We start from the raw sequence: 24,668 nt of genomic DNA, 5'->3' as shown, positions 1-24,668 counted from the left end.
TAGATGATTATATGTTTAAAGGAGTAGAATGAAGAGAAACCAGATGACAAAGCACCTCCTTGCGGGGGTGCTTATTGGGGTGTCAGTATTTGCGGAGATCGGTGCCCGGGAAATTAGAAATCCTTTGCCACTATGGTGGGGATACTGGCATTATCCGCAGCCTCGTCCTAAAGATGTCGAAACCTGCTGGAATATAGATACCTGGGGTGCGGGCTATTATCGATCCGCAAAAAATATGTTCCGCAATAACGAAACGATTAAAACAGAAAATCTTGATGCGGTCATTTTTGGCCTCGAGGATTTTTTAGGAGTTAATGCATTTCCGGCTGGTGAGATCGACCCTTTAAATCCCTTCCTGCAATTCTCAACGTTTAGCCCTCGTATTTCTTATAACGAACGCGGCGCATTTTTTGGCATAACTGTCGATACTGTTTTTGGGTGTGATTGTGAATGGCACATTGGTTTACGCGCTACTATTCCATATCGCGATATTGAAATGGAACTTGATAGTTGCTGTGCAGATTTAGAAGATGGCTCACTTGATAAAGTGTGTAGAATGGAACGCGAGCAAGTGCTTTCAGAAGGAGGTATTTCTCCTCTGGTGCAGGTGATAGAAGATGCTTTTGCGTATCGTTTGGATTTTTTGGCAAGTTTGCGTTTAACCGTAAACGCTCCCCAAGAGCCTCTTATCAAATTTCAGCAGCCTATTCTGATGAACCAGAATAATGTTACGCAAATTAATATGGTTCCGTATCCAGTCAACGTTATAGCAAAAGATGTTGGTACTGTTCCAACTGCTCCTTTTACTATTAACAAAGTAGTAGCTGCAGGGTTGCCGAATCTGGCTGCCGATGGATCAGGCTTGGCGACTAATTCGCGTGCCCACTTTGATAATGGCACAAACTATGCTCCACTCGGTGCTAATCTCGCGAATCAAAGACGTTTGTGGGTATTGCCGACTGCTGCCGTGACTGGAGGGGTCTTTGATATAGCTGATGACGCGAGAAATATTCAAACCGCGATAAAAGCTATTATTAAAGGATTACCAAATAGTTCGGCACTTCAATTCTTCCAAGGATTTGGTTTTGATTTTAATACGCAGCGCACGATAGGCCCAGGCGATCTCAATCTTGAGCTTTATTTTCAGCGCTATTGGTGCGATTTCTTTGGCGAAGGTTTGTTAGGCGTACGTGCACCAACTGGCAAAAAAATTAAAAATCCAAAATTGCTTCTGCAGCAGTCAACTGGAAATAATGGGCACTGGGAGCCCTATCTTGGATTTATCGCAGGATGGGAAGGGCTTGATTGGCTTCATATTAAAGCGGATGGCCGTTACTATTATGTTGCTCCTGCTCGCGAGGAAATTGCAGCGACGTTTAAAGGTTCAACCGTTAAGGGTCTCGGGCCTACAACTGAAGCAGATATTTCATGGCAATATTTTGTCGGCGATATAGATTTTACGTTCTTGCCAGTTTGCAATCCGCGTGTTGGGCTTGATTTAGGCTACCAAGTATATGTAAAAGGTCATGATCACGTTAATTTCGTCATGGGCCAACTTATTGATTTCCTAGGAAATCCTGCATTGCTCGATCCAGCGGTTGCAGAAAATCGTACGAACGTGACAGCGCATAGGATCAGAGCTGAAATTTTCCACCAAAGTGATTATGCAGAAATATTTGGCGGTTGGATGCATACGTTTGCTGGCAAAAATTCTATGAAAGATACCGATTGGTATCTTGGTATGATGATTTATTTCTAAACACTTAGAAAAACTTAACAAACGCCCCGCGATGAAAAGTCGCGGGGTTTTTTTATTGCGCATGGTTCGATACAATTTCTCACTGCGTTCAAAATCACTCACCACGAGCGCAATTAATCAATTTTTTTTCTGAAGCGCTCGTCCCGCGTGAATGCGACCTGCACTGCGAAGCTCGAAGAACGAAGATGGATAGCATTTGTATCGAAGGATGAGCGCAACTGAAACATTTCCTCCCCCCGCTCGCCCTGAGTGATTTTGAGCGTTGCGAAAAATTGTATCGAAGGGTCTTTTTGCCTAAATATTCTTTTTCCATTACGATGATCATAAAAAGAATACTTTTGTTATTAGGTGTTTCTCATGGCGCATCGCGATCGTTTTTATGTTACTACTCCCATTTATTATGTTACTGCAAAGCCTCATTTGGGCTCCCTTTATTCTACCTTGATTGCGGATGTCGCTGCGCGCTGGCAAAAACTGCAAGGTAAAAAAACATTTTTTTTAACCGGCACCGATGAGCACGGGCAAAAAATTGCTCAAGCTGCAGAGGCTGCTGGCAAAGACCCAAAAACATTTGTTGATCATTTTGTACCAGCATATAAAACCGTTTGGGATGAATACGAAATTGCGTACGATTATTTTGTGCGCACAACCGATCATAATCATGTTCTTGCTGTACAAAAATGGATTAGAAAACTGCGTGAGCAGGGAGATATTTATAAATCGGTTTATACCGGTTGGTATTGCACTTCAGATGAAGCGTTTGTTACGGTTGAAGAGAACGAAATTCATACAGGTAGCCCGCTCTGCCCTTCGTGCGGCAGGGAAACAAGTTATATTTCTGAAGAAAGTTACTTTTTTAAGTTATCCGCTTATCAAGATAGATTGCTTGAATATTATAAATCGCACCCTCATTTTATTACGCCCAAAGAACGTTTAAATGAAGTTATTAGTTTTGTGCAATCTGGTTTAAAAGATTTAAGTATTTCGCGCACCACCGTTAAATGGGGCATTCCATTTCCGGATGACGAAAAGCATGTTGTCTATGTTTGGGCCGACGCGCTGAACAATTATATAACCGCTATCGGATGGGGCCAAGGTGAGCAACGCGAAGAACAATTTAATCAATGGTGGCCTGCCGATCTTCAAGTAATGGGAAAAGATATTATTCGTTTCCATGCGGTCTATTGGCCTGCATTTTTAATGGCAAGCGGTTTGCCATTGCCAAAAACATTGCTCGTTCATGGATGGATAAAAGTTGGCGACCAAAAAATGTCCAAATCGCTTGGCAATGTGGTCGACCCCCAAGTGCTTTACCAAAAATATGGAGCGGATCCGGTGCGCTACTATTTGATGCGCCATTTGGCGGTAACGCAAGATTCTCCATTTCATATTGAAGATTTGGAAAAAGCAATCGGAAGTGAACTTGCTAACGATTTGGGAAATTTACTCAATCGCGTTATTGTTCTTGCGCACAAATATCAATTAACTGAAGTTGGCCCGCACGAAGTGCTTGCTGAACAGGCGCTTGCGCTGCGCAATGATTGTTGGGATATGGTTGAAGAATATGGGCAACATATGAACGAATATATGATGCATATTGCGCTGGGCCGTTTATGGCGCTATATCAATCAAGTAAATAGTTATTTCCATGCAAATGAACCTTGGAAATTAGCAAAAACAGACCCTAAATTATTTGAGCAGGTAATTTCTTCAACGTGCCATAGTTTGCATACGATTGCTCTTTTGCTGTGGCCCGTAATGCCAAAAAAAATGGAAGAACTTTTGAGCGCACTCAGCGTTCAATGGCAATTAGCACCGCAGCATAATATTGTTGAGCAGCTCAAAACAAGCCGCTGGAATCATACTTTTATATTGCAACCATCTACAAAAAGTTTATTTGAAAAACCGGAGATTATTGTGAAAGAAGAACCAGCTGAAGAAACGGTGAATAGCCCCGAAAACGGCAAAGAAGCCATTGTTGCGGGGACCCCGAATAATAATATGAATTACATAGCAATTGATGATTTTACAAAAGTTGAGTTAATTGTCGGAACAGTCGTCGAATGTGTGACGGTTGATAAATCTGATAAATTATACCGCTTACAAATTGATTTTGGTGATAAGGGAACGCGCCAGATTTTATCGGGTGTGCGCCAATCATTTTCTCAGGATGAACTTATCGGCAAACAAGGAATTTTTGTATTTAATTTAAAGCCACGCGCAATGGTGGGTTTTGAGTCGAATGGCATGATGCTTTTCGCAAAAGATGAGAACGGTAGAGCGATAATGGCGACCGTTGGCCATCATGTACCGAATGGAACCAAGATTACATGATCGAAAAAATTGGGCGGTACGTAAAGAAAGCATATAAACTCGGCCCAAGAAAATCGGCAGAGCTTCTCGCCGCTCGCGTTGCGCACGGAATATATCAGCGGTCGCAGAAAAAAAAAGCGCTGAATCGTGAGCTTTCTCATTCATGGCAATCGATTGCAAAAAAAAATAATTATGCAGAAACGTTCGAGATTTTTTTTGCACACGCCGCAGCGCACTTGCAATTAGACGATACACAAATCTTTTTAGAGCCGATCCAATTAGAAAATCTAAAAAATTGCGCAAGCAATTTTTCTCATAATTGTTTCGATCTTTTAGGATCTGGAAAACAATGCTTTCCCAAAATTCCGTGGCACAGCGATTTTAGGTGCGCATCTCAAAATCCCAAAGAAGAAAATAGTTTCCCGTTAATTTATTACAAAGACATTTCAATTAAAACTGGCGGGCAACGCCAGTTTATAAAAGATATTAAAGTTCCTTGGGAACTATCGCGCTTTCAGCATTTAGCAACCATCGGAAAAACATACGAATTAACGCGCGATGAAAAGTACGCGCAATCTTTTTGCGATCAAATAAACGATTGGTTGGAAAATAATCCTGTCTTACTTGGCCCCAATTGGGCGTGCCCAATGGATGTTGCTATTCGCGCAATTAATTGGATATGGGCATTTCATTATTTTAAAGATTCAACAACTATTTCGCCAGCGTTTTGGGGAAAATTCATTTGTTCTCTCTATGATCATTTTAATTATCTGGAGCATCATTGGGAAGTGTATGATTCTCGCACTTCGAATCATTATTTTTCAGATTTAGTTGGTTATTTATACCTTTGCTATTTTTTTAAGCCACTTGGCAAAACTGTTCAAAAGAAAGCTGAATGGTGTTTTCAAGAATGTTTGCGCGAATTTGATAAACAAGTTTTTGATGAAGGAACCGATTATGAAGGGTCCACTTTCTATCACAAATTAATTACCGAAATTGTGCATCATATTTTTTTTATTGCGCAAAATTATGGTTTTGAAATTTCAAATGCGCATCAAGAAAAATTTCAACGAATGCTTGAGTTCATCGATTGGTGCAGTTTTGCGCCAAGTCGGTTAATTCAAATTGGTGATAACGACTCAGGAAAAATTGTAACTGGTGAATTACCAAAAATTCACATAAAAAATAATGAGCACATTGCTCATTACAAAAATTTTGGCATTTCGATTTTTAAAAATGAGCGCATTCATCTTTCATTGCGGCATCATGCTTACCAAAATCGGCAACCATCTGGCCATCATCATAATGATGTTGGAAGTTTCACGCTTGCGATCGATGGGATTCCTATTTTTGTCGATCCAGGAAGCTACATCTATACGCCCTCCGCGTATTGGAGAAACAAATTTCGCTCTGCACAGATGCACAACACATTTGGCATCGTAGGAAAAGAGTCTGTTGAGCTTGATAATCGTTTGTTTACGCTCGATTTACCTGAAAATGCGATGCATTTTCACGAAAATGAATTATACACATTTCATGATCTGTATGCGCCGCTGCGTGCGCACAGAAAAATTAGCGTAAATGAAAATGAAATTTTCATAACTGACTGGTGGGAATCACTCAGTGATGCAAGCGGCGAACTAATCCCAACGATATGGAATTTTATCGTGGCTCCAGAAATTGAAATAATGCAGGAACAAAATTCGTTAGTCCTTTACTCCCATAATAAAACTCTTGGGCGTTTTGTGCTCCCCAATTCTTTTACACTACATGATGATTTTTATTCGCCATCATATGGGGCAAAGATTGCTACCAAGCGCATTATGATGCAATCAAATAAAAAAATTAATGAGATTTCTTTATTTACTTTTAGCCTTTCAAGAAATTAATTTTTTTTATCTTCCAATTGTTTTGCATAAAGTTCTAATAACTTTTTTGGATCGTGTGGAATGGTAGATATATTAATCGCGCCATCGAGCCCATTGGTGAAAACACGCATCTGCTTTGAATCAAACGCTAGCAATTCATGGTTTTGTTTCTCAATTTTTTGAAAACATTTTGCTGTTTCCAGATTCCAAATGCGGACTGTTTTATCGTAACTACTGGAAATTAAGCATTGTGCTTCAGGGCATATGATAAGAGAATAAGCATTTCCCGTATGGCCCTCGAAAGTGCTTATAACTGCCTTTTTTCTTTTATCCATAATCATAATTTTCCTGCCAGCAGTGCCAATTATAAAATTTTCATTCGGATGATTTGTTAAGCATTTAAAAGGTGTTGGGATATTCTTAGATTTTGTTCCCCAATAGCTAGTTAGTGTTCCTTCTTTGCTATCCCAAAAATGTAGACCGAGATCATGTGCTATATATATTCCATTGTCTTCAAAGATAAAGGAATTGGGAAAGCCGGCAAGCACGGGAACAGTAGCTTTTTTTTGCCACGTTGTCTGATCCCAAAGGTGAACGAATTTATCGTGGCCACCTGCAGCAAGGGTTTCGCTCGTGCTGTCAATTCCCAATGAAGAAACGCAGCGTCTGGTAGAGTGTTGAACGCTTTTCGCTTTAGAGCCATTTACATTCCAGATATTAATGAGTCCATGATAGCCGGCAGTTATAATCTGTTTCTTTTTTTCATCAAAGAGTGCTGTCTTAACGATCGATTGGTTGTTGATTGGTATATCAGCTTTTCCAGTTTTTGCGTCATGCAACGTTATTTGATCATTGCTACATAAAATTAATTTATCCGTTGAACTGTCGTATGCAAGACTTTTCAAGGTATTATCGTTAATGGTGGGAACTTTATTTAATTCAAACGGTGTTTTTCCAAAAATCTTTGGCATTAAATCGCTGGTTATTTGATCCCGCAATTCAGGGATATGCAGCGGAAATTCTTTTTGCGAAAGAACACCAGAAGGATTTTTTAAGTGTTTTTTTTCTCTGATGATATCTGTCGCGTTTTGCAATAGTTTTTGAGTATTGCCCCTCGAATGCTCGATTGCTTCAGCTGCGTCTACTTCCTGTTTCACTAAGCAAATACTTGCCCGTAATAATGCTTTGTATAGAGCATGTACTTCCCATTGATCAGCTTTATGCAAAATACCCATAATATTTTCATGAATCTGGGGAATGGCGAGGATTTCCTTAAGTAGAGATTCTTCTCTTGAGGCTTCTGGAAATTCACAGAATTTCGCCAAAAGTTCAGCAAACATACGCGCGCTTGCAGGTTCTATATCATCGCAAACTATTTTATCTTCATACGTTTCTTTCATCCCATTTTCTGAGGCTGCACGCAAATATTTAAATTTATCGACGACCGATCTTCTCAGCTCGATTTTAGTGCCATCTTGTAAAATAAGCCAAAATGGCTTACCTAGGATTTGTTGATTTTCCATTGAGTAAGAGAAAGATGCTAACATGCCGGTAATTATCAGTAGAATCACCCTAATTTTCATTGCCGCTCCTTTATGGGTTTCCTCCATTCAGCGGCGAGCATAACAAAGAAAAGTATGGTTAATAAATTAAAAACCATGGCAATAACTATAGCTCATTATAAATAAGTCATAAGTTTATTCAAATTGACAATTTTGATCAATTTGCTATTGTAATTAATAGATTATAATACTCTCTTATTAATACATTTATTAATGTGAAAAAATTATGAAATTAAAAAATTTATTATTGGCACTTCTATACTTTTCTGTTCTCACTCAAGTTGCAAGTGCAATGGAGGGGATCAGGCCCTTTTCTGCGTTCTCCTCGAAGATTCAAAAAGTGGCACAAAATAGTAAACATGTAGTTCCTGCATTTGGAAATTCGCTCTTAAAAAACAAGCCTCTAGATTATTTTACAATTGAGTGTTCTGACAAAAAATTAGCTATTCCATTAACTTTTAAAAATGATAGGCGAATAAAGCGTCTTAAAAAGCAATCCGGAGTAATACAATGTATGATTTCGGATGGTATTGCTGCTGATAAAGAATTAAGTCTACCTTCCATTTCATCGCTGGAGTTGAGCATCATTTTTGCATTATTACTAAGAATCGATCATCGGATAGAATTTGAAGGCAAGCTCAATGATTTATCTAAGATGGATCTTTCAAGCGTCGTAAAAAATGCTAACGCTCTTAATATTCCAATATTATTTGAAAAAGCTTCTATTGCTCTCGCCGCGAAAATAGATAAAAAAATCGAATCAATCGGCAGCCTTTCTGATCTTGAAGTGGCCCTTGGAAAATGGAATGCTTTGGAATTGCCATACGATGTGGACGAAAAAATTGTACCCCACCTTAATTTGATATATCCGCAAAGACAGATCACGGCATGGAAAAATCTTAAAGGGCACACTGATGGGGTAAGAGATGTAGCGCTCAGTGCCGATGGAAAGATCTGTGCTGCGCTCAGTGCCGATGGAAAGATCTGTGCTTCAGCAAGCGATGATAAAACGGTGCGTATTTGGAATACAGAAACTGAATCATCCATTGCAACGTTTGCGCATAATGATTATGTAAAGGGTGTGGCACTTAGTGCTGATGGAAAGACCTGTGCTTCGGCAAGCGATGATAAAACGGTGCGCATTTGGAATACAGAAACCCAAGCGCAAATTACAGTTTTAGATTGGCATACTGATAGGGTAAGGCGTGTTGCGCTTAGTGCTGATGGAAAAACCTGTGCTTCAGTAAGCGATGATATGACTGTGCGTATTTGGAATAAAACACCTAAAGCATACGTTCCAACTTTTGTTGGGGTAAAGGATGTGCAGCTCAGTGCTAACGGAAAGATCTGCGTATCAGTAATTGATAATCAATTGGGTATTTGGAAAACAGAAACCGAAAAAGCCGTTGGATTTTTTGACGCGCATTATAATTGCGTGCGTGCTTTGGCACTCACAGCTGATGGAAAGATCTGCGCCTCGGCAAGTGATGATGGGACGGTACGTATTTGGAACCTGCAATCTCTATTAGAAACTCCCCGAATTGCAGTGGACCAAGCAATGCTTCTTTCTTTTTTATTGAAGCATAGCCAAAAAAATAAACTGATTGACTTGAAAAACTATTCAAAACTTGATGATTTATTTAAATCGTTGCCTGAAGATATTAAGAAAAAATTAGAGTAGATTTTTTTGTGGCTTTTATTGATACGTTTTATTTCTAAAGAGTACATTTCCCCAGCTGCCGTGATAAAAACTTTCTGCAACTACTTCAAATCCATAACTCTCTAACCATTCTTTTAATTCACCATAAAGCGGAGAACCCTTATAGCGCTCAATTAAATTTGCTTCGGTGTGAATTACTTTTATGGTGTGCAAAAGAGAGGTTGCAGCTTTGAGCGCATTTAACTCTCCGCCTTGCAGATCGAGCCACAAGCAATCGATTTTTTGCACATTGTTTTCTTGTGCCCAACTATCTATCGTCGTCGTTGCTACTTCTATTTGGGTAAACTGAATTGGTTTATCATCAAAATAATCGTGCGGCGCCAAAAGTGAACTTGCAGCATCAATTTTTCCGGTGCTTTCATAAAATGTAGAAATTCCAATCTGATCACTCAGTGCTACTTGGTAACAGTGGATTGAAGGAATAGCGCAAACGGCGCTATGCAGTTTTTCATAAAGATGCGGCACCGGCTCAAAAGCGTAAATTGTGCTTAGTGGCCATTGCGCATGGAGAGCGAGTGTGTCTTTTCCTTTATGCGCTCCTGCTTCTAGGATTACAGGATCTTCAGGCAGGAATTGTGCAATAAATTCTTTGGTGATGTACCGAAGTTGGATTGGTTTTTGCATGCTTATCAGCATTTTGGTTAAATGGTATTTAGTTTCCCACGACAGGGTGAATGGGGTAATTTATTCTTTATAGCCGCAATTTTTATCTGAGCAAATAAGGGTTACATTTCCTTGCTTATCTACTTTTTTTACCAAGAACGGCAATTTACATTTCGGGCATGGCGTTTCTTCAATATCGCCAAATACCACGAATTTGCATTTAGGATAGTTGCCGCATCCCCAGAACGGTTTTCCTTGCCAGATTTTTTTAACCACATCGCCTTTATCAAGCGGGCATTTAAAGTTAGCCTTCGTTTGCTTAATATATTTGCATTCAGGATATCCTGAGCATGCGACGAACGGGCCAAATTTTCCGCTCATTTGGCGCAGTGGTTTTCCGCAGTTTGGGCACATTTCATCAAGAAGTTTTGGTGCTTCTTGTTCCATAATTTGAATCGTGCCATCTTCGGTGCGCTTAAAGTTTGCGGTATATTTACATTCCGGATATCCCATACATCCCAAGAACGAGCCGGTTTTACCAACACGTATTGAAAGCTTATGTTTTTTGCATTCTGGGCAAGTGATATCGGTAGGTTCCGCATGCCGTTTCCCGGCGGTTTGCTCTTTAAAGAGTGCCAAATCTTTTTCAAAACTTTTATAGAATTCACGCAATAAGAGATCGCGCTCTAATTTCCCTTTTGCGATACGATCAAGATCTTCCTCCATTAAGGCGGTGAACTTCGTATCCATAATATTGGGCAAATTTTCGGTGAGTAATTTAGTAACAGTCATGCCAAGTTCTGTCGGCAGGAAACGTTTTTTTGTATCAAGCTCTGTGTATTCGCGCGCACGAATTGTATTTAAAATGGTGGCATATGTACTCGGGCGGCCAATGCCTTCTTTTTCAAGGCCCTTAACGAGCGATGCTTCAGTATAGCGCGCCGGTGGCTGAGTAAAATGCTGCTTTGGTAAAATCTTTTTGAGATCGACCGGATCTTTTTCTTTTAATTCTTTAGGGATGAACACTTTCTTTTGATCATCCTCTTCCTCTTCTTCCATATAGACTTTTAAAAATCCATCGAATATGAGGGTAGATCCTGTAACTTTGAAAGTGAAATCTTTGCCTTGAACAACCACTTGGCGTTGTGCATAAATCGCTGGCTTCATTTGGCAGGCAATAAAACGCTTCCAAATAAGTTCATAAAGCGCTGCTTGATCTGCGCTTGCAAATTTACGAACATAATCGGGCGTTACATTTACATCAATAGGGCGAACCGCTTCATGGGCATCCTGCGCTTTACCTTTAACAAACACATTTGATTTTGAAGGCAAATAAGTACCGCCAAACGTGTCGTCGATATAGGTGCGCGCTTGCTTGAGCGCCGTATCTGAAATTCTGAGCGAGTCGGTTCTCATGTAGGTAATAAGTGCAACGGGGGTTGAAGCATCTTCAAGTGCGATACCTTCATAAAGGTTTTGCGCAACTTGCATTGTTTTTTTAACCGAGAAACCGAGTCTATTATACGCAGCTTGCTGCAAGGTACTCGTCATAAATGGAGCGAGTGGTTGGCGCGTGCGCTCTTTATCGGTAATCGATTCGACGATATAAGAATCTTTTTCTACTTGCTCAACTATTTTTTTAGATTCTTTTTCACTCTTTATATCAATTTTTTTCTTATTTTTATGCGTTAAGCTCGCATTAAATTGGCCGCCTTTATGGCCAAACGTGCCATCGATGGTCCAATATTCTTCAGGCTTGAACGCTCGTATCTCAAGTTCGCGATCGCAAATTAAACGAAGCGCTACCGATTGCACGCGGCCAGCAGAAAGGCCCTTGGCAATTTTCGACCATAGAATTGGAGATACTTCGTATCCCACCCAGCGATCAAGAACGCGGCGCGCTTGCTGCGCAGCAACTTTTTGCATATCAATAGTAGATGGGTGATCGATAGCATCAGTAATTGCGGGTTTGGTAATTTCGTTAAAGGTGATGCGATAAATTGCAGCGCCTTTTTTTGCGACTTTTGCAATTTCTTGGCCAATGTGCCATGCAATAATTTCACCCTCACGATCAGGGTCAGGCGCAAGATAGATTTCGTCGCATTTTGCAGCTTCTTTGCAAATGTCTGCAATAACCTTATCTTTATCTTCGATTACTTCATAATCGATTTCGATCGAACCATTAATTGTTACACCGGTTCTTTTTGGAGGAAGATCCTTAATATGCCCAATAGTGGACATGATCCTAAACTCTTTTCCCAAGAACTTAGAAATCGTTTTGATTTTAGCCGGTGATTCTACAATTAATAGTTTCTTCATGCCTACTTACGCGGTTTGAGGTTCACTAGTCACCTAAAATAGGGTATTTTAAACAAAAGTACAAATAATTGCCGCTTGCATTATTCAATCTGTTCTTTATTTATAGTAAATTAATTATTAAATAAAAGTCAAACGTAATAAAAATTGCACTTTAGAATTATTTTTAGGAGTATAACATGAAAAACGGTATTTTGCACTCATGGAAAGAATCGATGCTAATTTTTATACCGCGAAACCTAAAAATATTCTTTTTAGCTACCATAAATGTCTTTCTTAAGGCACTTAAGCCATTCTTTCTCTATTTCTTTCCATTCATTATTCTATGGATAGGGTATGATAGCGTGTGTCGTGTACAAAGTCCAGCATGGTGCTTTCGGCTCTATTATCCGGCATTTTTTATATTCGCTCTCATTAATGCTGGCATGATTGCAGCAATTCGGCCTTCGGTTGCCAAGAAAGATGGCGCCTATTATAAAGGATTATGGTTCCAGTTGATTTGCGCAACTATTTTGGATTTTTTATATACGCTTTCTATGGGAACGCTTGCGCCTTCATTGTATTCTTTTTTGATTTTGCCATTCATTATAATGCCACTGGTTACGATAGCCCTCTTTTTTATACTTGATGCACCTAAGAATATGTTTTCTATCGTAAAATCTTTAAAACGTGCAGCTCTTTTTGTTTTTTATAATTATCCATTTTTCTTCATTTCGATAGTCGGTTACTTTTTATTGTTTGGCTTACTATTCTTGCTGCTTGGATTATTGCTTCAATTTATGAAAGCAGCATTTTTAATGCCGATCATTCAGCTCATTGGTATGTTTATTCTTATGTGTTGGTTCTCAATTATGTATACTAAGCGCGTGTACGAGCAATATGAAATTTATAAGTAATGAACCATGCAATGAATAAATTCTATTTTTTACTGATGCCTTTAATAATAATCAATTTTTTAGCTGTAGCGGTGCAACAAGAAGTAAGTACCGATAAAGCATGCGAGAGCCCCTGCATTTCTCTTTCTCTTAGAGGTCTCTTAAAAGGTCATAGCGGATGGGTTACGAAATTGCCAACTATCAAAGAAAATGAGGAACTTTCTTCAGAAGAAGCTTATGACCAGTTCCTAACTGGAACGCGATTGCAAAAAAAAATCCAAGTAAAATATCTGCAATCTTATTTATTGATAGATGAAGAAAACAGAGGACGCACCCTAAATAGGGATTATTCAAAGAAAAACCGAAACTCCAGAAGTTCTTCGCCAAAATTAGAAAAACGTAGCCCATCGCCTCGTCGTTCTGGTATGGAAAATAGTGGTTATTGAAATCACTAAGGAGAATAGAATGATAAGGAGATCAATGTTGGTAGCAATCTTCATAATTGCGAATATAAACATACAGCTTAATGCGGTGCGCGTTGGTGCGGATTCATCTAGTGCAAAAACTATTGAGCAAGAACAACCGGCGGGAGAGGATATTAAAGGTAAGCTAGAAACGCATGTTCTCAAACATGTATCAACAAAGGTTTTCTTTTCTGCTCCCCAGGCTTCAACTTCTAATATAGAGAAGAAAATCATAATAAAAGAAGAAAAAAAATAGTGAACGCTTCTAAAGGAAATGCAGCTATGGGCGCAAAATCACTTTTCTTATCGATATTTCTCTTAATATTTTCATCCCTCGGAGCGATGGAAAAAGCAAAAACAGAAGACAAAAGCACCAAAAGCAATATGGAGGATTCTTTGATACCTCAAGCGCGAACTATGGATCCATCAATGTCCCGCTATATATTTAAACGAAGAGCTGAAGGTGTTCATATTATTGATCTTCAAAAAACATGGGAAAAATTAGTATTAAATGCAAAACTATTATTACGTGTGGGGGATCCATCTTCGGTTGTCATCGTTGGCCAAAAGATCCGGCCAGTGGTGGATTTAAAAGAAAAGAAACGGTCACAATCATTTTAAGCGTGGGAAAAAATTGAAAAAAACTTTGATTTTAATTTTTTTATTCGCAACTTTTTCTCTTTCCGCTCTTTTTAAACTTACTCCTCAGGAAAACGAAACTATTCATTCAAAAATCGTTGCTGTCAACGGAGGGCAAGTAAATAATTTTTTTGTGTCCGAAAAAGAATGGCAAGGACTTGCAACTTCTTACGTTGGAAAACTCAATCAAGAATTTGTTCAAAAAATGAAAAAGGACAAGCAAAAGGAGCTTGAAATATTACTGAGTCCCGTTTCAACAGAAAAAAAAGTAGAAATAACGCCTAAAGAAAAAATATCTCCCAAAAAAATCAAAAATAACAAGATTCAGCCGCGTCGCTATTTTCAGTAATAATTTTCACTTTGGTGGTTTTGCATAATCGGCCATATCGCGGTACAATCAGAAAAAATAGTTGCGCAAGGAGTCTGATGGGTACTGTTTTTCTCGTGATTCGAGCACTTTTTGGCTATTTTGTGATAGCTCTTATGGGTATTGTATGTTTTATTCCCTGCATTTTTGTTGCTTGCTTGCCTGAAAAATATAGATTCAACAACAAAGTTTATTATTTTTTTTCATGGCTTTTTTATCGCATCATTGTTTGGGGATCATTTTTGCCGTTTACCGTTGAGGGCAAGCATCATATTCCTGAAGAACCAGCAATTTTGATCGCAAATCATCAATCAGCATTAGATATTCCGTTTCTGGGAATGCTTGTTAATTGCCATCCGCATATTTGGCTTTTTTTATCGCGCTACGCAAAAGTGCCGTTTTTTGGATTTGTCACTCGGCGCATGAACGTGGTTGTTGATTATAGCGGTTTGCGAAAATTAACCGGAGCAATTACTGATGCGGCCCGATTAATTAAAGGGCAGAAGCGGCATGTTCTTATGTTTCCCGAAGGTGGGCGTGCGACAGATGGAACAGTACATCGGTTTTATTATGGTTTTGTGATTCTTGCAAAAGAAACAAAGCGGCCGGTAGTTCCAGTAATGATGTTTAATTTAAATAAAGCGTATCCGCCGGGAAGTTTTTTCATTCATCAATATCCAATAAAAATAGTTATTGGAGAACCGTTTCGCTTGGGCGACGATGAAACGGATGAAGCATTTTTGCAGCGTGTCCATAGTTGGTTTGTGCAACAAGTAGAACAAAATAAGTCGTAACTCCTATGAATTTTGCATTTCGATTTGCGTATCCACTAGTTATGTATGCCGGCATTGGCATTATTATTGCTGCGATGTTGCTCCGTCGTTATTGGCCACAATCAACGAGATATCGTTATTCACTCGCCTCTACATTTTCTATGCTCGGCTACCAAGCATCATCGTGGCCAATTTCACTTCAGAATCTTTTGCGCTCCGCTCTTTTGCTTTTTTTGGCAGCACTTGCTGCTCGCCCACAATTAGTTGATGTTCAATCGAAAATCCCTGTTGAAGGGATCGATATTATGATGGTACTTGATGCATCGGGCAGTATGCAGTGTTTTGATGATTTGCAGGATCAACGTTCTCGTTTTGAGGTTGCAAAAACTGAAGCGATTAATTTTATCCAACAGCGCGAGAACGATCAAATTGGATTAGTTATTTTTGGGCGTGATGCGGTTTCGCGCATTCCGCTCACTTTTGATAAAAAAATTAGTACCGAAATTATAAAAAATTTAGAATTGGGGGCGGTGAATCCTGATGGTACGGCGCTTGGCGTTGCAATGGCGATGGCTGCGCGCCGCTTGCAGCAATCGAAAGCAAAGAGCAAAGTAATGATTGTGCTCACCGATGGGGAACCAACTCCGGAGATCGATATTGATCCGCAAACGGCGGTTGATCTAGCAAAAAAATTCGGCATAAAAATTTATACTATTGGTATTGGCGGCGAACACGGCGGCCTCTTTCACGATCCACTTTTTGGCATTCGCTCGATGGGATTTAGATTGAATAGTACACTTTTGCGATCAATTGCTGAGCAAACTTGTGGCTCATATTTTGAGGCACATCGCCCGCATGAACTGCATCAAATTTATGCGCATATCGATGCGCTTGAAAAAACTGCAATTGAGGCAACTATTTTCTCAACGTATCACGAACTATTGATTCCTATAGGATGTGCAGCGGTAGTTGCTGCAGTGCTCGAACTTCTTGCGCGTTTGATTTGGGTGGTGTTATGAAAACTTTTTTTGGCGAAGTTACTTTTGCATTGCTCCGCTACCGTTATTTTTTTCCGTTTGTTGTATTCGCGTGCATTCTGGTTTTTTTTATTGCCTATCGGCGGTACCGAGGCATTTCAAAATTATCGTCAGTTAAACGAAGAAGCTATTTGGTAACTCATTTTTCAATTGCCAAATTATTTTTAAAAACGTTTTTACTCATGGTAGGGTGCGCGAGCCTCTTTATTGTTTTTTTGAGACCGCAATGGGGTGCGATCGAGCAAACGATTGAACAAGAAGGGCGAGATCTTTTTATCGCACTTGATGTTTCGCGCAGTATGCTTGCGCAAGATAAAAAGCCGGATCGTCTGACCTTTGCAAAGCAAAAAATTAAACAATTAGTGGGTACTTTAAAATCTGAACGGGTAGGGTTGGTGATTTTTTCAGGATCGGCATTGGTGCAATGCCCGTTAACAGTTGATTATGGTGCATTTTATCTCTTTTTAAATCAAATCGATGCAGAAACGATCTCTTCTGGAACTACCGCTCTCGATCAAGTAATTAAGAAAATTATCGATATTTTTGCGCGAGCACCGGCTCGAAAAAATAAATTATTGGTTATTCTGACCGACGGCGAAGATTTTTCGAGCAATCTCACCAAAGTTCGAGAACAAGCGCGTGAAGTGGGCGTGCATATATTTACGATGGGTATTGGAACGCCAGAAGGCGCACCGGTTCCTGTAGTGGATGATGAAGGCCGTCAGCACGGGCATCAAAAAAATGAACAAGGAGAAATTGTAATTTCTCGACTGAATGAAGGAATTTTGCGATCATTATCGGCCGAATCTGGCGGCACCTATGTTCGCGCTTCAGAAGGTGATGCGGATATTAATGAGCTTGTGCGGATGGTGCAGCAGTTTGAAAAAGAAAAATTTGAAGACAAAACGGTGCCAACTCTTCAGGAGCGTTACCCGATTTTTGCGGTGATTGCTTTTATTTGTTTTTTACTTGAATGGCTATTATGAAAAAAAACATTTTTCTTTTTGTATCGATTTTTTGCGCGCATTTGGAGGCGTTCGATTATAATCCCTGGGTACTTTTAAAAAAGTTCCAAGCTGCTCGCGCTGATGAGCATCAGAATTATGAAAATGCAAAAAAATTGACGCATGAATTAATTACGCATAATCCACATGACACCGAATCGATTTATAATGCAGGAAAAGCTGCATACGCATTAAATGATTTCAAACAAGCAGAAAATTATTTTGATGCTGTTGCAAAAGAGCATGACGTTTTACCCGATCTGAAAAAACGTGCACTCTTTGATCTTGGTAATAGCCAGGTGCGTCAGCAAGAATTAGAACGCGCTCTTGAAAGTTATAAACAACTTGTGGAAATTGATCCAGCACATGAAAAAGCTGCGGAAATGATTAAGCAAATCGAGGATGAGCTCGAAAAACGAAAGCAACAGCAGCAGCAAGAGAACCAAGATCAGAAAAATAATAACGGTAATAATCAAAAGAAATCGAACGATAAACAAAACGATAAGCAAGAAAAAGATCAGCAGAATCCCGATTCAAAAAAGAACGACGAACAAAATAAACAATCACCTGATCAAAAAAATAATGATGAAAAGAACGATCAGCAATCTGATAAAAAAAATGAGCCAAAACCAAACGACAGTTCATCTGATAAACAAAAAAAAGGTGATCAATCAAAAGAAGAAAAAAAAGATGGAAAGCAAGGATCCGATGAGGGAAATAAGAGTCCCGAAAAAAAGAGCGAAAAAGGCCAAGAGCGCGCTGATGGCAAAGAAAAACAAGAAAGAAACACTGGCAATAATACTCAGCAAAAGGGTGAGCGCGGTGGCGATGAACGACCCGAAAAGCCAGAAGCCGGTGATGGGCAACATAATGAAAAGCAAGAACAAAAAACACCTCCTGAACTAAACAAAAATAAGCCTACACAAGAACCGAAAAATGAACAAGGAGCGCCATCACAGCACGATGCGCAAGCTCCTTTACAAGATGATCGTTTATCTCAAGACGAGCAATTGTTTTTAAAACGTTTGGACGAGCATGATGCGCAAGCGCTCAAAAGAATGTTAAAAGTTGATGTTAAAAAAGGGATGCCGGTGCACCATGGGCAAAAGAATTGGTAAATTATTCGCGATCTATTTAATTGCGTTTCCGGTTTATGCAGGAGAAACAACGCTTTCTTTAGCTATAACCGATCACAATGGAAGGCCAATGCAGCAAGCGCAAGTTGGTATTCCATTTTTCGTTGAAGCGGTAATTGGCGGCCAGGAAATAAATGTTGGAACTCCCAGCATTGAAGGCCTAAAATCGTTTCATATTCAGGATCAAGGTATGGTGAGTACGATGCGAACGACCGTTAACGGCGTCACGACGAATAAAAAAACGCATCGCTATTTGGTTCGCGCTGATAAAGAGGGAAGATTTGCTATCGGTCCGGCGCACGTGAAAACGCAAGCGGGCACATTAACTTCCGGTACTGTTTACGTAACAGTCGGCGCTCAACAAGTAACGACCAATACAGATGAAGCAATCGTACGTTTATTAATAGATAAAACTAAAGCGGTAGTTGGTGAAAAAATCGGATTTATGATTCGATTTTATTATCAAAATGGCGTGAGCCTTACCGGTATTTCAGATCCGCAGCTGAAAGATATTTCATTGCAAGGGCCGTATACCGGCGTTGAATTGGTAAACGGTGTGAGGATGAATTATTTAGAATGGCGTGCCGATTTTTATCCGAGTGCGGCTGGAAAAATAACTGTTGCCCCCGTTCGTGCGACGTATAGAATGCAACGAATGAATCGCTCGGCAGGTTTTGATATTTTTTCGTTATTTGATAATGCATTCGATCAAAAATATATTTATTCAAACGGGTTAGCGATCGATGTCGATTCTTTGCCGCAGACAAATGAAGCTGTTTCGGCCGTAGGCATTTTTGATCGCATCGAACTCACGCTTGATAAAAATGAGGCGGGCGAGGGTGATGGTATTGTGCTCCGCTTGACGGTGCACGGATCGGGCAACACAGAAAAAACGCTTGCACCAAAACTTGTGCTTCCGCCAGGATTGACCTCGTACGACTCACAAGCGAGCTTGCGCGATTTGGGTAGCGGGAAAACCGCAATGATTTTTGAATATATTGTGCAAGGTATAAAGCCAGGATCGTATACTATTCCTGAACAAAAATTTAATTATTTTAATACGCAAGATCGTTCATATAAAACACTCAAAACATCTACTGCTCAACTTACCATTACGCCGGGTACCGGATTTGCTGAGGATCAGAAACAAATGCCGCCTGAAAATGAACCCGCTACAAGCGCTGGATCTGCCCCACAATTAAATGAACAAATTCCTTTGTTGCAGCATGGTGCTCTTCATTCGCATTCGCATTGGCAGCTTGCGTGGCCATTTTTCTGGGCATGTATTTTCGGATTTTTTTGTGCCTTTGTATTGCGATACTTGCAGCCATTTATAACGCAGTGGCGCTTATCACGAGCAACAAAAAAAGAATACGCATTTACGCACGCTCGCTCGCGCCTAGCCAAATTAAAAAAGGTTGGAGGAACTAAACGAGCGCTTTACGATTTATTTATGCAACTTTTTGCTCAGCGTGCCCAATATCCTGTTAACGAAATGACCGAAGATCTTATCAGTGAACAATTAAAGCAGGCAGGTTGCCCAAATCAAATGGTCGATCAATGGGAAATTTTCTTTAAAAAATGTGCAGCATTTGCCTTTTTTGCGGGCGATGCCGCTCGTGATAATGAACAAACCCTTTACCAAGAAGCGGAACAATGGTTATCGCGCCTTCAAGAATATCTTTAATCTTCGTTCTCTTTTTTTCAGCAATTGCGTACGCCGTACAAAATGATCAAGAAATCTTTTTGCAAGCGCGAAGACGATATTTCCAAAACGAGCCACAAAAAGCGCTAGAGCTTTATTCATCAATTGAAAAAAAAGGTGATGCGGTTTGGTTTAATAGTGGCGCTTGTTTATTTGCGCTCGGCAAACATCCTGAAGCACTCGCTTATTGGTATCGAGCACGAAAAGAGGCGAGCTTTGCCACATTGCCTTTCATTGATCATTCGATAAACGAACTTGAAAAATCACTTAATGGTTATGCAACAACCACTAACATCTGGCGGTGGCAGCTGCTTGAACGAATTTCGCTTCTTTTTTCAATTGGTACATGGCAATTGCTTTTTTTATCATTTCTTTTTTTATTTGGTTTTTTCATATTTTATGATGGTCGCATTAAAAGAATAGCGCTTGTTTTTTGTACGATTGTTCTTTTATTATTAGCGCTGTTGATTTTTGCAGCGAATCGTTTAAAAAATAGCTCTGTTGGAATTATTGCTAAAGAACAAGCGACAGTAAGAATAGCTCCCGATGAATCTTTTGATCAGGCGTGCTTGTTGCCGTATGGTTCAACGGCACAAATCTTGCAAAAAGAAGGCCAATGGTATAAAATTCGGCACCATACGTGTGTTGGATGGGTTAACATAGACGATGTTGTCCAAGCTCAGTGAGCATGTGAGGGGAATGTATTAAGAGCAACATAAAATCTTTACCATTTTTCTTTCACCTCTTTTTTGTTTCGATATTGGGAGCGATGATTATTCTGCTCATTGGCACCTATCGCGATTTAATGGAACAAGGAAAGCAGCTTGTCGAACTTAAAAATGAATACGATACGTACGTTCTCGTTTACAAAAAAATATTCGATGAATATAAAACTATCAAACAAGCTGGCGGGAGTTCTTCCGGCCAGGAATTAATTCCGGTAATGGAAAAAGATTCAGGAAATTCCTTTGAAGTTGTTAATAGAAACGCAAACTATTTGGCAGAATCTGCGTGTGATTTTGGTAAAAATTATAATCTAGAAGATTCGTTGCGTTTCCTATACGGGCTTGATGGATCGCGTTACGAAGAACCACGCCGACCAGTTTCAAAAAAAAGAAAGCGCGTTCAAGGTAAATCTGTTCGTTCATCAAAGCGTCGACCAATGATTAGTTTACATCCACGCACCGATATTCCGATGCAATGGCCAATTTTGCGAGATCAGTTTTGGTTGAGTTCAAGATTTGGATGGCGCAAACGTGGCCAAGAACTGCATTTTCATACGGGAATTGATCTTGCTGCGATGAATGGAACGCTTGTTACTGCTGCAGCGCGCGGCGTTGTTATTGAAGTTTCCTTTTCAAAAAAAGGTTATGGTAATACAATAGTTATCGCTCACGGACAAGATCGAACCTCGCGCTATGCGCATTTGGAAACAATCAAAGTTCGCTATGGACAAAAAGTTGAAGCGGGCCAACAAATCGGTTGCGTTGGAGCTACCGGTTTAGTTCTTGGTAGAAACGGGAAAAAAAGTGCGTCCCATCTTCATTTTGAAGTGAAAGAGCACGGAAAACATGTCGATCCATTATTGATTTTAACATAAGATACAGAGGACGTTGGTATGACCTTTATTCAAAAGTTTCGCGCATGGCTTCGTAGGCCAAATAAATCGACGATCGAACAGTACATAGAAACATTTATTGTCGTTGTACCGATCGCTTTTATAATTCGCACTTATTTTTATGGTTTGTACCAGGTTCCAACTGGATCAATGGAAACAACAATGCTTGTTGGTGAACGTTTTTTTGCAGACAAATTTTTTGTTAATTTTTATCCAATTGAACGTGGCAATATTATTACGTTCAATGATCCAAATTTTGCCTATTCGGATGTTTGGTATAAAAAATTATTTGAAAATTATGTCTGGGGTCCATCAAATTGGACAAAACGTGTTATTGGTATCCCTGGCGATCACGTAAAAGGCGTAATTGAAGATGGAAAACCAGTTGTCTATCTTAATGGTGAAAAGCTTGATGAACCGTACATAAATAAATATCCACTCATCGCATTGTATCGCGATAGTTCGCAGCCTTGGGATTTTCGTTCTTATGATCCTTCAGTTTCTTACGAAGATCAGCCTTTTTATGCAATGGATGAATTTAGCGTAGAGCGCGCGAAACGCTTAGTTCGCAACTATAATGATTCGAATATAAAAATGCCTTATCAACCGGTAGAGTGTTATGGCAAAACGGTTGATGAGTTTGATGTTCAATTGGGAGAAAATCAATATTGGGCGATGGGCGATAATCGTCAAGGAAGTAACGACTCGCGCTATTGGGGGCCGCTTGATGGCTCGCTGATTCATGGCGTAATTAAATGGCGTTTGATTTCGATTGATAGCACCGATTCGTGGCTAATTTTTGATATGGCTTCGCATCCAATTGATTTTTGGAAACGCGTTCGTTGGAGCAGATTCTTCCAGCGTGTTCGCTAAAAAGTATTGCAACGCAACAAAATTTTGATACAGTATGGGTGATGCATGAAAATAGGAAATTATATTAAGGAATTAGCAATGATGGCTCCCAATAAAATGACGCTTGGAGTAATTCTTGTCGGAATAGCAACGCTTAGCGCGTGTCAGTGGTTTGGCTCATCGAGCGATCACGATCATAAGCCATCGCTTGTGGTGGTGAACGTGCTTGATAAGCAATATTATGATGATGCGCATATCGCTGGCTCAATAAATGTGCCCCTTGAAGAACTTGAGAATTATGTACAGAAGAATCTGGGCAAAGATACTGAAATTGTGATATATTGTGGTAATTATAAGTGCTTAGCAAGCTCTGAAGGCGCTAAAATGCTATCAGATCTTGGCTACAATCATGTTTGGGCCTACGAAGGCGGTACTGCAGAGTGGAAACAACTTGGTTTTCCTGTCAATGGCGCTAGCAAGGAAGTATATTTAAACGACCTTGAAAAGCCAGAAGGTATGACCCACGAAGGCGTTAATATGATTTCAGCACAAGAACTTAAAGAGAAAATTGAAAAGCACGCACAAAAAAGAGATTGCTGCTAAGTTAGATAAGCGTTTCGCGGCGGTATAGCCAAGTGGTAAGGCATGGGACTGCAAATCCCTGATCCCCGGTTCGAATCCGGGTGCCGCCTCCAGCCTTCGCCAAGGCTTCGGCTGGCGCGGCCAGTTTTTTTCACGGATTGAAATATATTAACAATCGGCAGTTGAGCGAAGGCTGTCCGCCGTAGTTTGCCGAGTCTGATGACCCGGATAAACGCAGGCTGGACTAATTCCGATTAGGAAAAGCTACGAATGGCGGGCCATTCTCTTTAAATGAATTTTTAAGCATGTTGAAATTTTCAAAGAAGCGACCTATCTATCGCGTTCGTCCCGAGGGATTTCGAATGAAATGTGAAATTGTATCGAGGGATAGCGAAAAACTCTTCAGAAATTTTTGAAATAGTTTACAATAAATAAAAAAATATGGTTGCCGGGATGGCGAAATTGGTAGACGCAAAGGACTTAAAATCCTTTGGGGTAATTCCCCGTGCCGGTTCGAGTCCGGCTCTCGGCACCAGCCTTCGATAAAGCTTCGGCTGGCGCGGCCAGTTCTCTTGCGGATTGAAATATCTTAACGCTCGATAATTGAGCGAAGACTGTCCCGCCATAACGGCGAAACCCAGAGCCACCGATGGGGCTAGTTTCTTAGAATAATCACAAGCAAAATAGCAAAAAATCGTAATTTACTTTCTACTAAATAATTATTAATTCCTCGTTGATGTGCAAAAAACTAATTTTAATGCGCCACTTTCTTCTGGTAAAAAAAGCATTTTTTATTCATGCACGTTTTTTTGTTTTTAGCGCGCATATTTTTTTTGTATTTTTGTGCTTTTAAATGCCTCTTTTTTTTTAATATTGAAAAAAATAAAAAAACAGAGCATAATTTTTTTTGAAATGAAAAATTCTTTCTGATAAGCAAATTGAAGCACGAAAATCTTTTTGCGTAACGGGAAAAAATAAATTTTTTTATGAGCGGTTTTTTAAAAAAAACGTTCATTTTTATCGCGGATTCGTGTGTTATGATAAAAAAACTTCTTGACAAAAGTTTTACTCATAATATTGTACGAATTAGACGAGATTTTGTGGGTATGCTCTTTTGTACGATAAAATAGAAAGCCTCAAATAATTGAAAGAAAGGCAAAAAAATGAATAAAGCGATGGTTGTTGAATTAATGGCCAAAATGACCAAGGAATCAAAAGCAACATGTAAGCGTTGCTTGGAAGCGTCAATGGATGTAATTAGCGACGCTCTTAAAAAAGGTAAACCAGTTGTATTGACTGGCTTTGGAACATTCTCTGTATTGAAGAGAAAAGCACGTACAGGCGTTAACCCTGCTACTGGCGGCAAGATGCAAATTCCTGCTAAAAAGGTTCCTAAGTTCAAGCCAGGCAAAGCACTTAAAGAATTGGTTTCGTAAAGAACTGATTCTAAAGCTTTCAGAAAAAGAGGTGCTCTT

Annotated in this window: 22 protein-coding genes and 2 tRNA genes; 21 read left to right on the top strand and 3 right to left on the bottom strand. The window is 39.7% G+C overall.

All coding sequences use genetic code 11. The features are described from left to right. Positions 1-28 precede the first annotated feature (28 nt). The 3 genes from HYX58_03905 (at position 29) to HYX58_03895 (ending at position 5,961) form a co-directional block, all read left to right on the top strand. Positions 29-1,759, top strand: coding sequence for a hypothetical protein (locus HYX58_03905; protein ID MBI2775121.1), 1,731 nt, complete (start codon positions 29-31; stop codon positions 1,757-1,759). A gap of 357 nt (positions 1,760-2,116) precedes the next feature. Further along, positions 2,117-4,093, top strand: coding sequence for a methionine--tRNA ligase (metG, locus tag HYX58_03900; GenBank protein MBI2775120.1), 1,977 nt, complete (start codon positions 2,117-2,119; stop codon positions 4,091-4,093). After that, complete coding sequence (locus HYX58_03895; protein MBI2775119.1) at positions 4,090-5,961, top strand: heparinase II/III family protein; 1,872 nt, start codon at positions 4,090-4,092, stop codon at positions 5,959-5,961. The genes metG and HYX58_03895 overlap by 4 nt, the downstream gene beginning before the upstream one ends. Here HYX58_03895 and HYX58_03890 read toward each other — a convergent pair. Continuing rightward, positions 5,958-7,523 (bottom strand): hypothetical protein, encoded by a 1,566-nt coding sequence (locus HYX58_03890; protein MBI2775118.1) that lies wholly within the window; start codon positions 7,521-7,523, stop codon positions 5,958-5,960. The genes HYX58_03895 and HYX58_03890 overlap by 4 nt on opposite strands. Before the next feature lie 319 nt (positions 7,524-7,842). Between HYX58_03890 and HYX58_03885 the strand changes: the two genes are divergently transcribed. Then, positions 7,843-9,183, top strand: a complete 1,341-nt coding sequence (locus HYX58_03885; GenBank protein MBI2775117.1) for a WD40 repeat domain-containing protein — start codon at positions 7,843-7,845, stop codon at positions 9,181-9,183. 15 nt (positions 9,184-9,198) lie between these two features. On the opposite strand, the gene HYX58_03880 is transcribed toward HYX58_03885, so the two are convergent. Both HYX58_03880 and topA read right to left on the bottom strand, forming a co-directional pair. After that, on the bottom strand, positions 9,199-9,846 hold the full coding sequence (locus tag HYX58_03880) for an FkbM family methyltransferase (GenBank protein MBI2775116.1): 648 nt from the start codon (positions 9,844-9,846) through the stop codon (positions 9,199-9,201). A gap of 60 nt (positions 9,847-9,906) precedes the next feature. After that, the gene (gene topA / locus HYX58_03875) at positions 9,907-12,144 is read right to left on the bottom strand and encodes a type I DNA topoisomerase (protein MBI2775115.1); all 2,238 of its coding nucleotides are present in this window, start codon (positions 12,142-12,144) and stop codon (positions 9,907-9,909) included. A gap of 176 nt (positions 12,145-12,320) precedes the next feature. On the opposite strand from topA, the gene HYX58_03870 reads away from it, so the two are divergent. The 17 genes from HYX58_03870 to HYX58_03790 all read left to right on the top strand — a co-directional run bounded on the left by HYX58_03870 (position 12,321) and on the right by HYX58_03790 (position 24,629). Further along, a complete protein-coding gene (locus HYX58_03870; protein MBI2775114.1) occupies positions 12,321-13,037 on the top strand; it encodes a hypothetical protein in 717 nt (238 codons plus the stop codon). 11 nt (positions 13,038-13,048) lie between these two features. Further along, a complete protein-coding gene (locus tag HYX58_03865; GenBank protein ID MBI2775113.1) occupies positions 13,049-13,462 on the top strand; it encodes a hypothetical protein in 414 nt (137 codons plus the stop codon). Between the two features lie 19 nt (positions 13,463-13,481). Next, positions 13,482-13,736: a hypothetical protein gene (locus HYX58_03860; GenBank protein ID MBI2775112.1), complete on the top strand. Its 255-nt coding sequence runs from the start codon at positions 13,482-13,484 to the stop codon at positions 13,734-13,736. Further along, on the top strand, positions 13,736-14,101 hold the full coding sequence (locus HYX58_03855) for a 30S ribosomal protein S2 (protein ID MBI2775111.1): 366 nt from the start codon (positions 13,736-13,738) through the stop codon (positions 14,099-14,101). The genes HYX58_03860 and HYX58_03855 overlap by 1 nt, the downstream gene beginning before the upstream one ends. 13 nt (positions 14,102-14,114) lie before the next feature. Further along, positions 14,115-14,468, top strand: a complete 354-nt coding sequence (locus HYX58_03850) for a hypothetical protein (protein MBI2775110.1) — start codon at positions 14,115-14,117, stop codon at positions 14,466-14,468. 77 nt (positions 14,469-14,545) lie between these two features. Continuing rightward, a complete protein-coding gene (locus HYX58_03845) occupies positions 14,546-15,280 on the top strand; it encodes a 1-acyl-sn-glycerol-3-phosphate acyltransferase (GenBank protein ID MBI2775109.1) in 735 nt (244 codons plus the stop codon). Between the two features lie 5 nt (positions 15,281-15,285). Beyond that, positions 15,286-16,278, top strand: coding sequence for a VWA domain-containing protein (locus tag HYX58_03840; protein MBI2775108.1), 993 nt, complete (start codon positions 15,286-15,288; stop codon positions 16,276-16,278). Next, positions 16,275-17,282: a VWA domain-containing protein gene (locus tag HYX58_03835; GenBank protein MBI2775107.1), complete on the top strand. Its 1,008-nt coding sequence runs from the start codon at positions 16,275-16,277 to the stop codon at positions 17,280-17,282. Before HYX58_03840 ends, HYX58_03835 begins: the two co-directional genes overlap by 4 nt. Next, the gene (locus HYX58_03830) at positions 17,279-18,418 is read left to right on the top strand and encodes a tetratricopeptide repeat protein (GenBank protein ID MBI2775106.1); all 1,140 of its coding nucleotides are present in this window, start codon (positions 17,279-17,281) and stop codon (positions 18,416-18,418) included. Before HYX58_03835 ends, HYX58_03830 begins: the two co-directional genes overlap by 4 nt. Continuing rightward, complete coding sequence (locus tag HYX58_03825) at positions 18,399-20,123, top strand: BatD family protein (protein MBI2775105.1); 1,725 nt, start codon at positions 18,399-18,401, stop codon at positions 20,121-20,123. The genes HYX58_03830 and HYX58_03825 overlap by 20 nt, the downstream gene beginning before the upstream one ends. Further along, complete coding sequence (locus tag HYX58_03820) at positions 20,093-20,827, top strand: hypothetical protein (protein ID MBI2775104.1); 735 nt, start codon at positions 20,093-20,095, stop codon at positions 20,825-20,827. The genes HYX58_03825 and HYX58_03820 overlap by 31 nt, the downstream gene beginning before the upstream one ends. Before the next feature lie 83 nt (positions 20,828-20,910). Then, positions 20,911-21,741 (top strand): M23 family metallopeptidase, encoded by an 831-nt coding sequence (locus HYX58_03815; GenBank protein MBI2775103.1) that lies wholly within the window; start codon positions 20,911-20,913, stop codon positions 21,739-21,741. 18 nt (positions 21,742-21,759) lie between these two features. Further along, complete coding sequence (lepB, locus tag HYX58_03810) at positions 21,760-22,632, top strand: signal peptidase I (GenBank protein ID MBI2775102.1); 873 nt, start codon at positions 21,760-21,762, stop codon at positions 22,630-22,632. A 45-nt stretch (positions 22,633-22,677) separates the two neighbouring features. Beyond that, positions 22,678-23,214: a rhodanese-like domain-containing protein gene (locus HYX58_03805; protein MBI2775101.1), complete on the top strand. Its 537-nt coding sequence runs from the start codon at positions 22,678-22,680 to the stop codon at positions 23,212-23,214. 18 nt (positions 23,215-23,232) lie between these two features. Next, positions 23,233-23,306, top strand: a tRNA-Cys gene (locus tag HYX58_03800). 334 nt (positions 23,307-23,640) lie between these two features. Continuing rightward, positions 23,641-23,728: transfer RNA gene (locus HYX58_03795), tRNA-Leu, on the top strand. Between the two features lie 628 nt (positions 23,729-24,356). Next, positions 24,357-24,629, top strand: a complete 273-nt coding sequence (locus HYX58_03790; protein MBI2775100.1) for an HU family DNA-binding protein — start codon at positions 24,357-24,359, stop codon at positions 24,627-24,629. The last annotated feature ends 39 nt before the right edge of the window (positions 24,630-24,668 follow it).

This window comes from Candidatus Dependentiae bacterium, assembly GCA_016191325.1.
Classification (GTDB): domain Bacteria; phylum Babelota; class Babeliae; order Babelales; family JACPOV01; genus JACPOV01.
Note: the sequence above shows the minus strand (reverse complement) of the source record. Positions and strands in the feature narration are given on the sequence as shown.

Bases quoted from the DNA above. Each gene is read 5' to 3' on its own strand.
- HYX58_03840 (MBI2775108.1), top strand. From the start codon at position 15,286: ATGAATTTTGCATTTCGATTTGCGTATCCACTAGTTATGTATGCCGGC.
- HYX58_03805 (MBI2775101.1), top strand. From the start codon at position 22,678: ATGAAAATAGGAAATTATATTAAGGAATTAGCAATGATGGCTCCCAAT.
- HYX58_03905 (MBI2775121.1), top strand. From the start codon at position 29: ATGAAGAGAAACCAGATGACAAAGCACCTCCTTGCGGGGGTGCTTATT.
- HYX58_03815 (MBI2775103.1), top strand. From the start codon at position 20,911: ATGATTATTCTGCTCATTGGCACCTATCGCGATTTAATGGAACAAGGA.
- lepB (MBI2775102.1), top strand. From the start codon at position 21,760: ATGACCTTTATTCAAAAGTTTCGCGCATGGCTTCGTAGGCCAAATAAA.
- HYX58_03830 (MBI2775106.1), top strand. From the start codon at position 17,279: ATGAAAAAAAACATTTTTCTTTTTGTATCGATTTTTTGCGCGCATTTG.
- HYX58_03870 (MBI2775114.1), top strand. From the start codon at position 12,321: ATGAAAAACGGTATTTTGCACTCATGGAAAGAATCGATGCTAATTTTT.
- topA (MBI2775115.1), bottom strand. From the start codon at position 12,144: ATGAAGAAACTATTAATTGTAGAATCACCGGCTAAAATCAAAACGATT.
- HYX58_03820 (MBI2775104.1), top strand. From the start codon at position 20,093: ATGGTTATCGCGCCTTCAAGAATATCTTTAATCTTCGTTCTCTTTTTT.
- HYX58_03790 (MBI2775100.1), top strand. From the start codon at position 24,357: ATGAATAAAGCGATGGTTGTTGAATTAATGGCCAAAATGACCAAGGAA.
- metG (MBI2775120.1), top strand. From the start codon at position 2,117: ATGGCGCATCGCGATCGTTTTTATGTTACTACTCCCATTTATTATGTT.
- HYX58_03845 (MBI2775109.1), top strand. From the start codon at position 14,546: ATGGGTACTGTTTTTCTCGTGATTCGAGCACTTTTTGGCTATTTTGTG.
- HYX58_03880 (MBI2775116.1), bottom strand. From the start codon at position 9,846: ATGCAAAAACCAATCCAACTTCGGTACATCACCAAAGAATTTATTGCA.
- HYX58_03895 (MBI2775119.1), top strand. From the start codon at position 4,090: ATGATCGAAAAAATTGGGCGGTACGTAAAGAAAGCATATAAACTCGGC.
- HYX58_03860 (MBI2775112.1), top strand. From the start codon at position 13,482: ATGATAAGGAGATCAATGTTGGTAGCAATCTTCATAATTGCGAATATA.
- HYX58_03890 (MBI2775118.1), bottom strand. From the start codon at position 7,523: ATGAAAATTAGGGTGATTCTACTGATAATTACCGGCATGTTAGCATCT.
- HYX58_03825 (MBI2775105.1), top strand. From the start codon at position 18,399: ATGGGCAAAAGAATTGGTAAATTATTCGCGATCTATTTAATTGCGTTT.
- HYX58_03835 (MBI2775107.1), top strand. From the start codon at position 16,275: ATGAAAACTTTTTTTGGCGAAGTTACTTTTGCATTGCTCCGCTACCGT.
- HYX58_03865 (MBI2775113.1), top strand. From the start codon at position 13,049: ATGAATAAATTCTATTTTTTACTGATGCCTTTAATAATAATCAATTTT.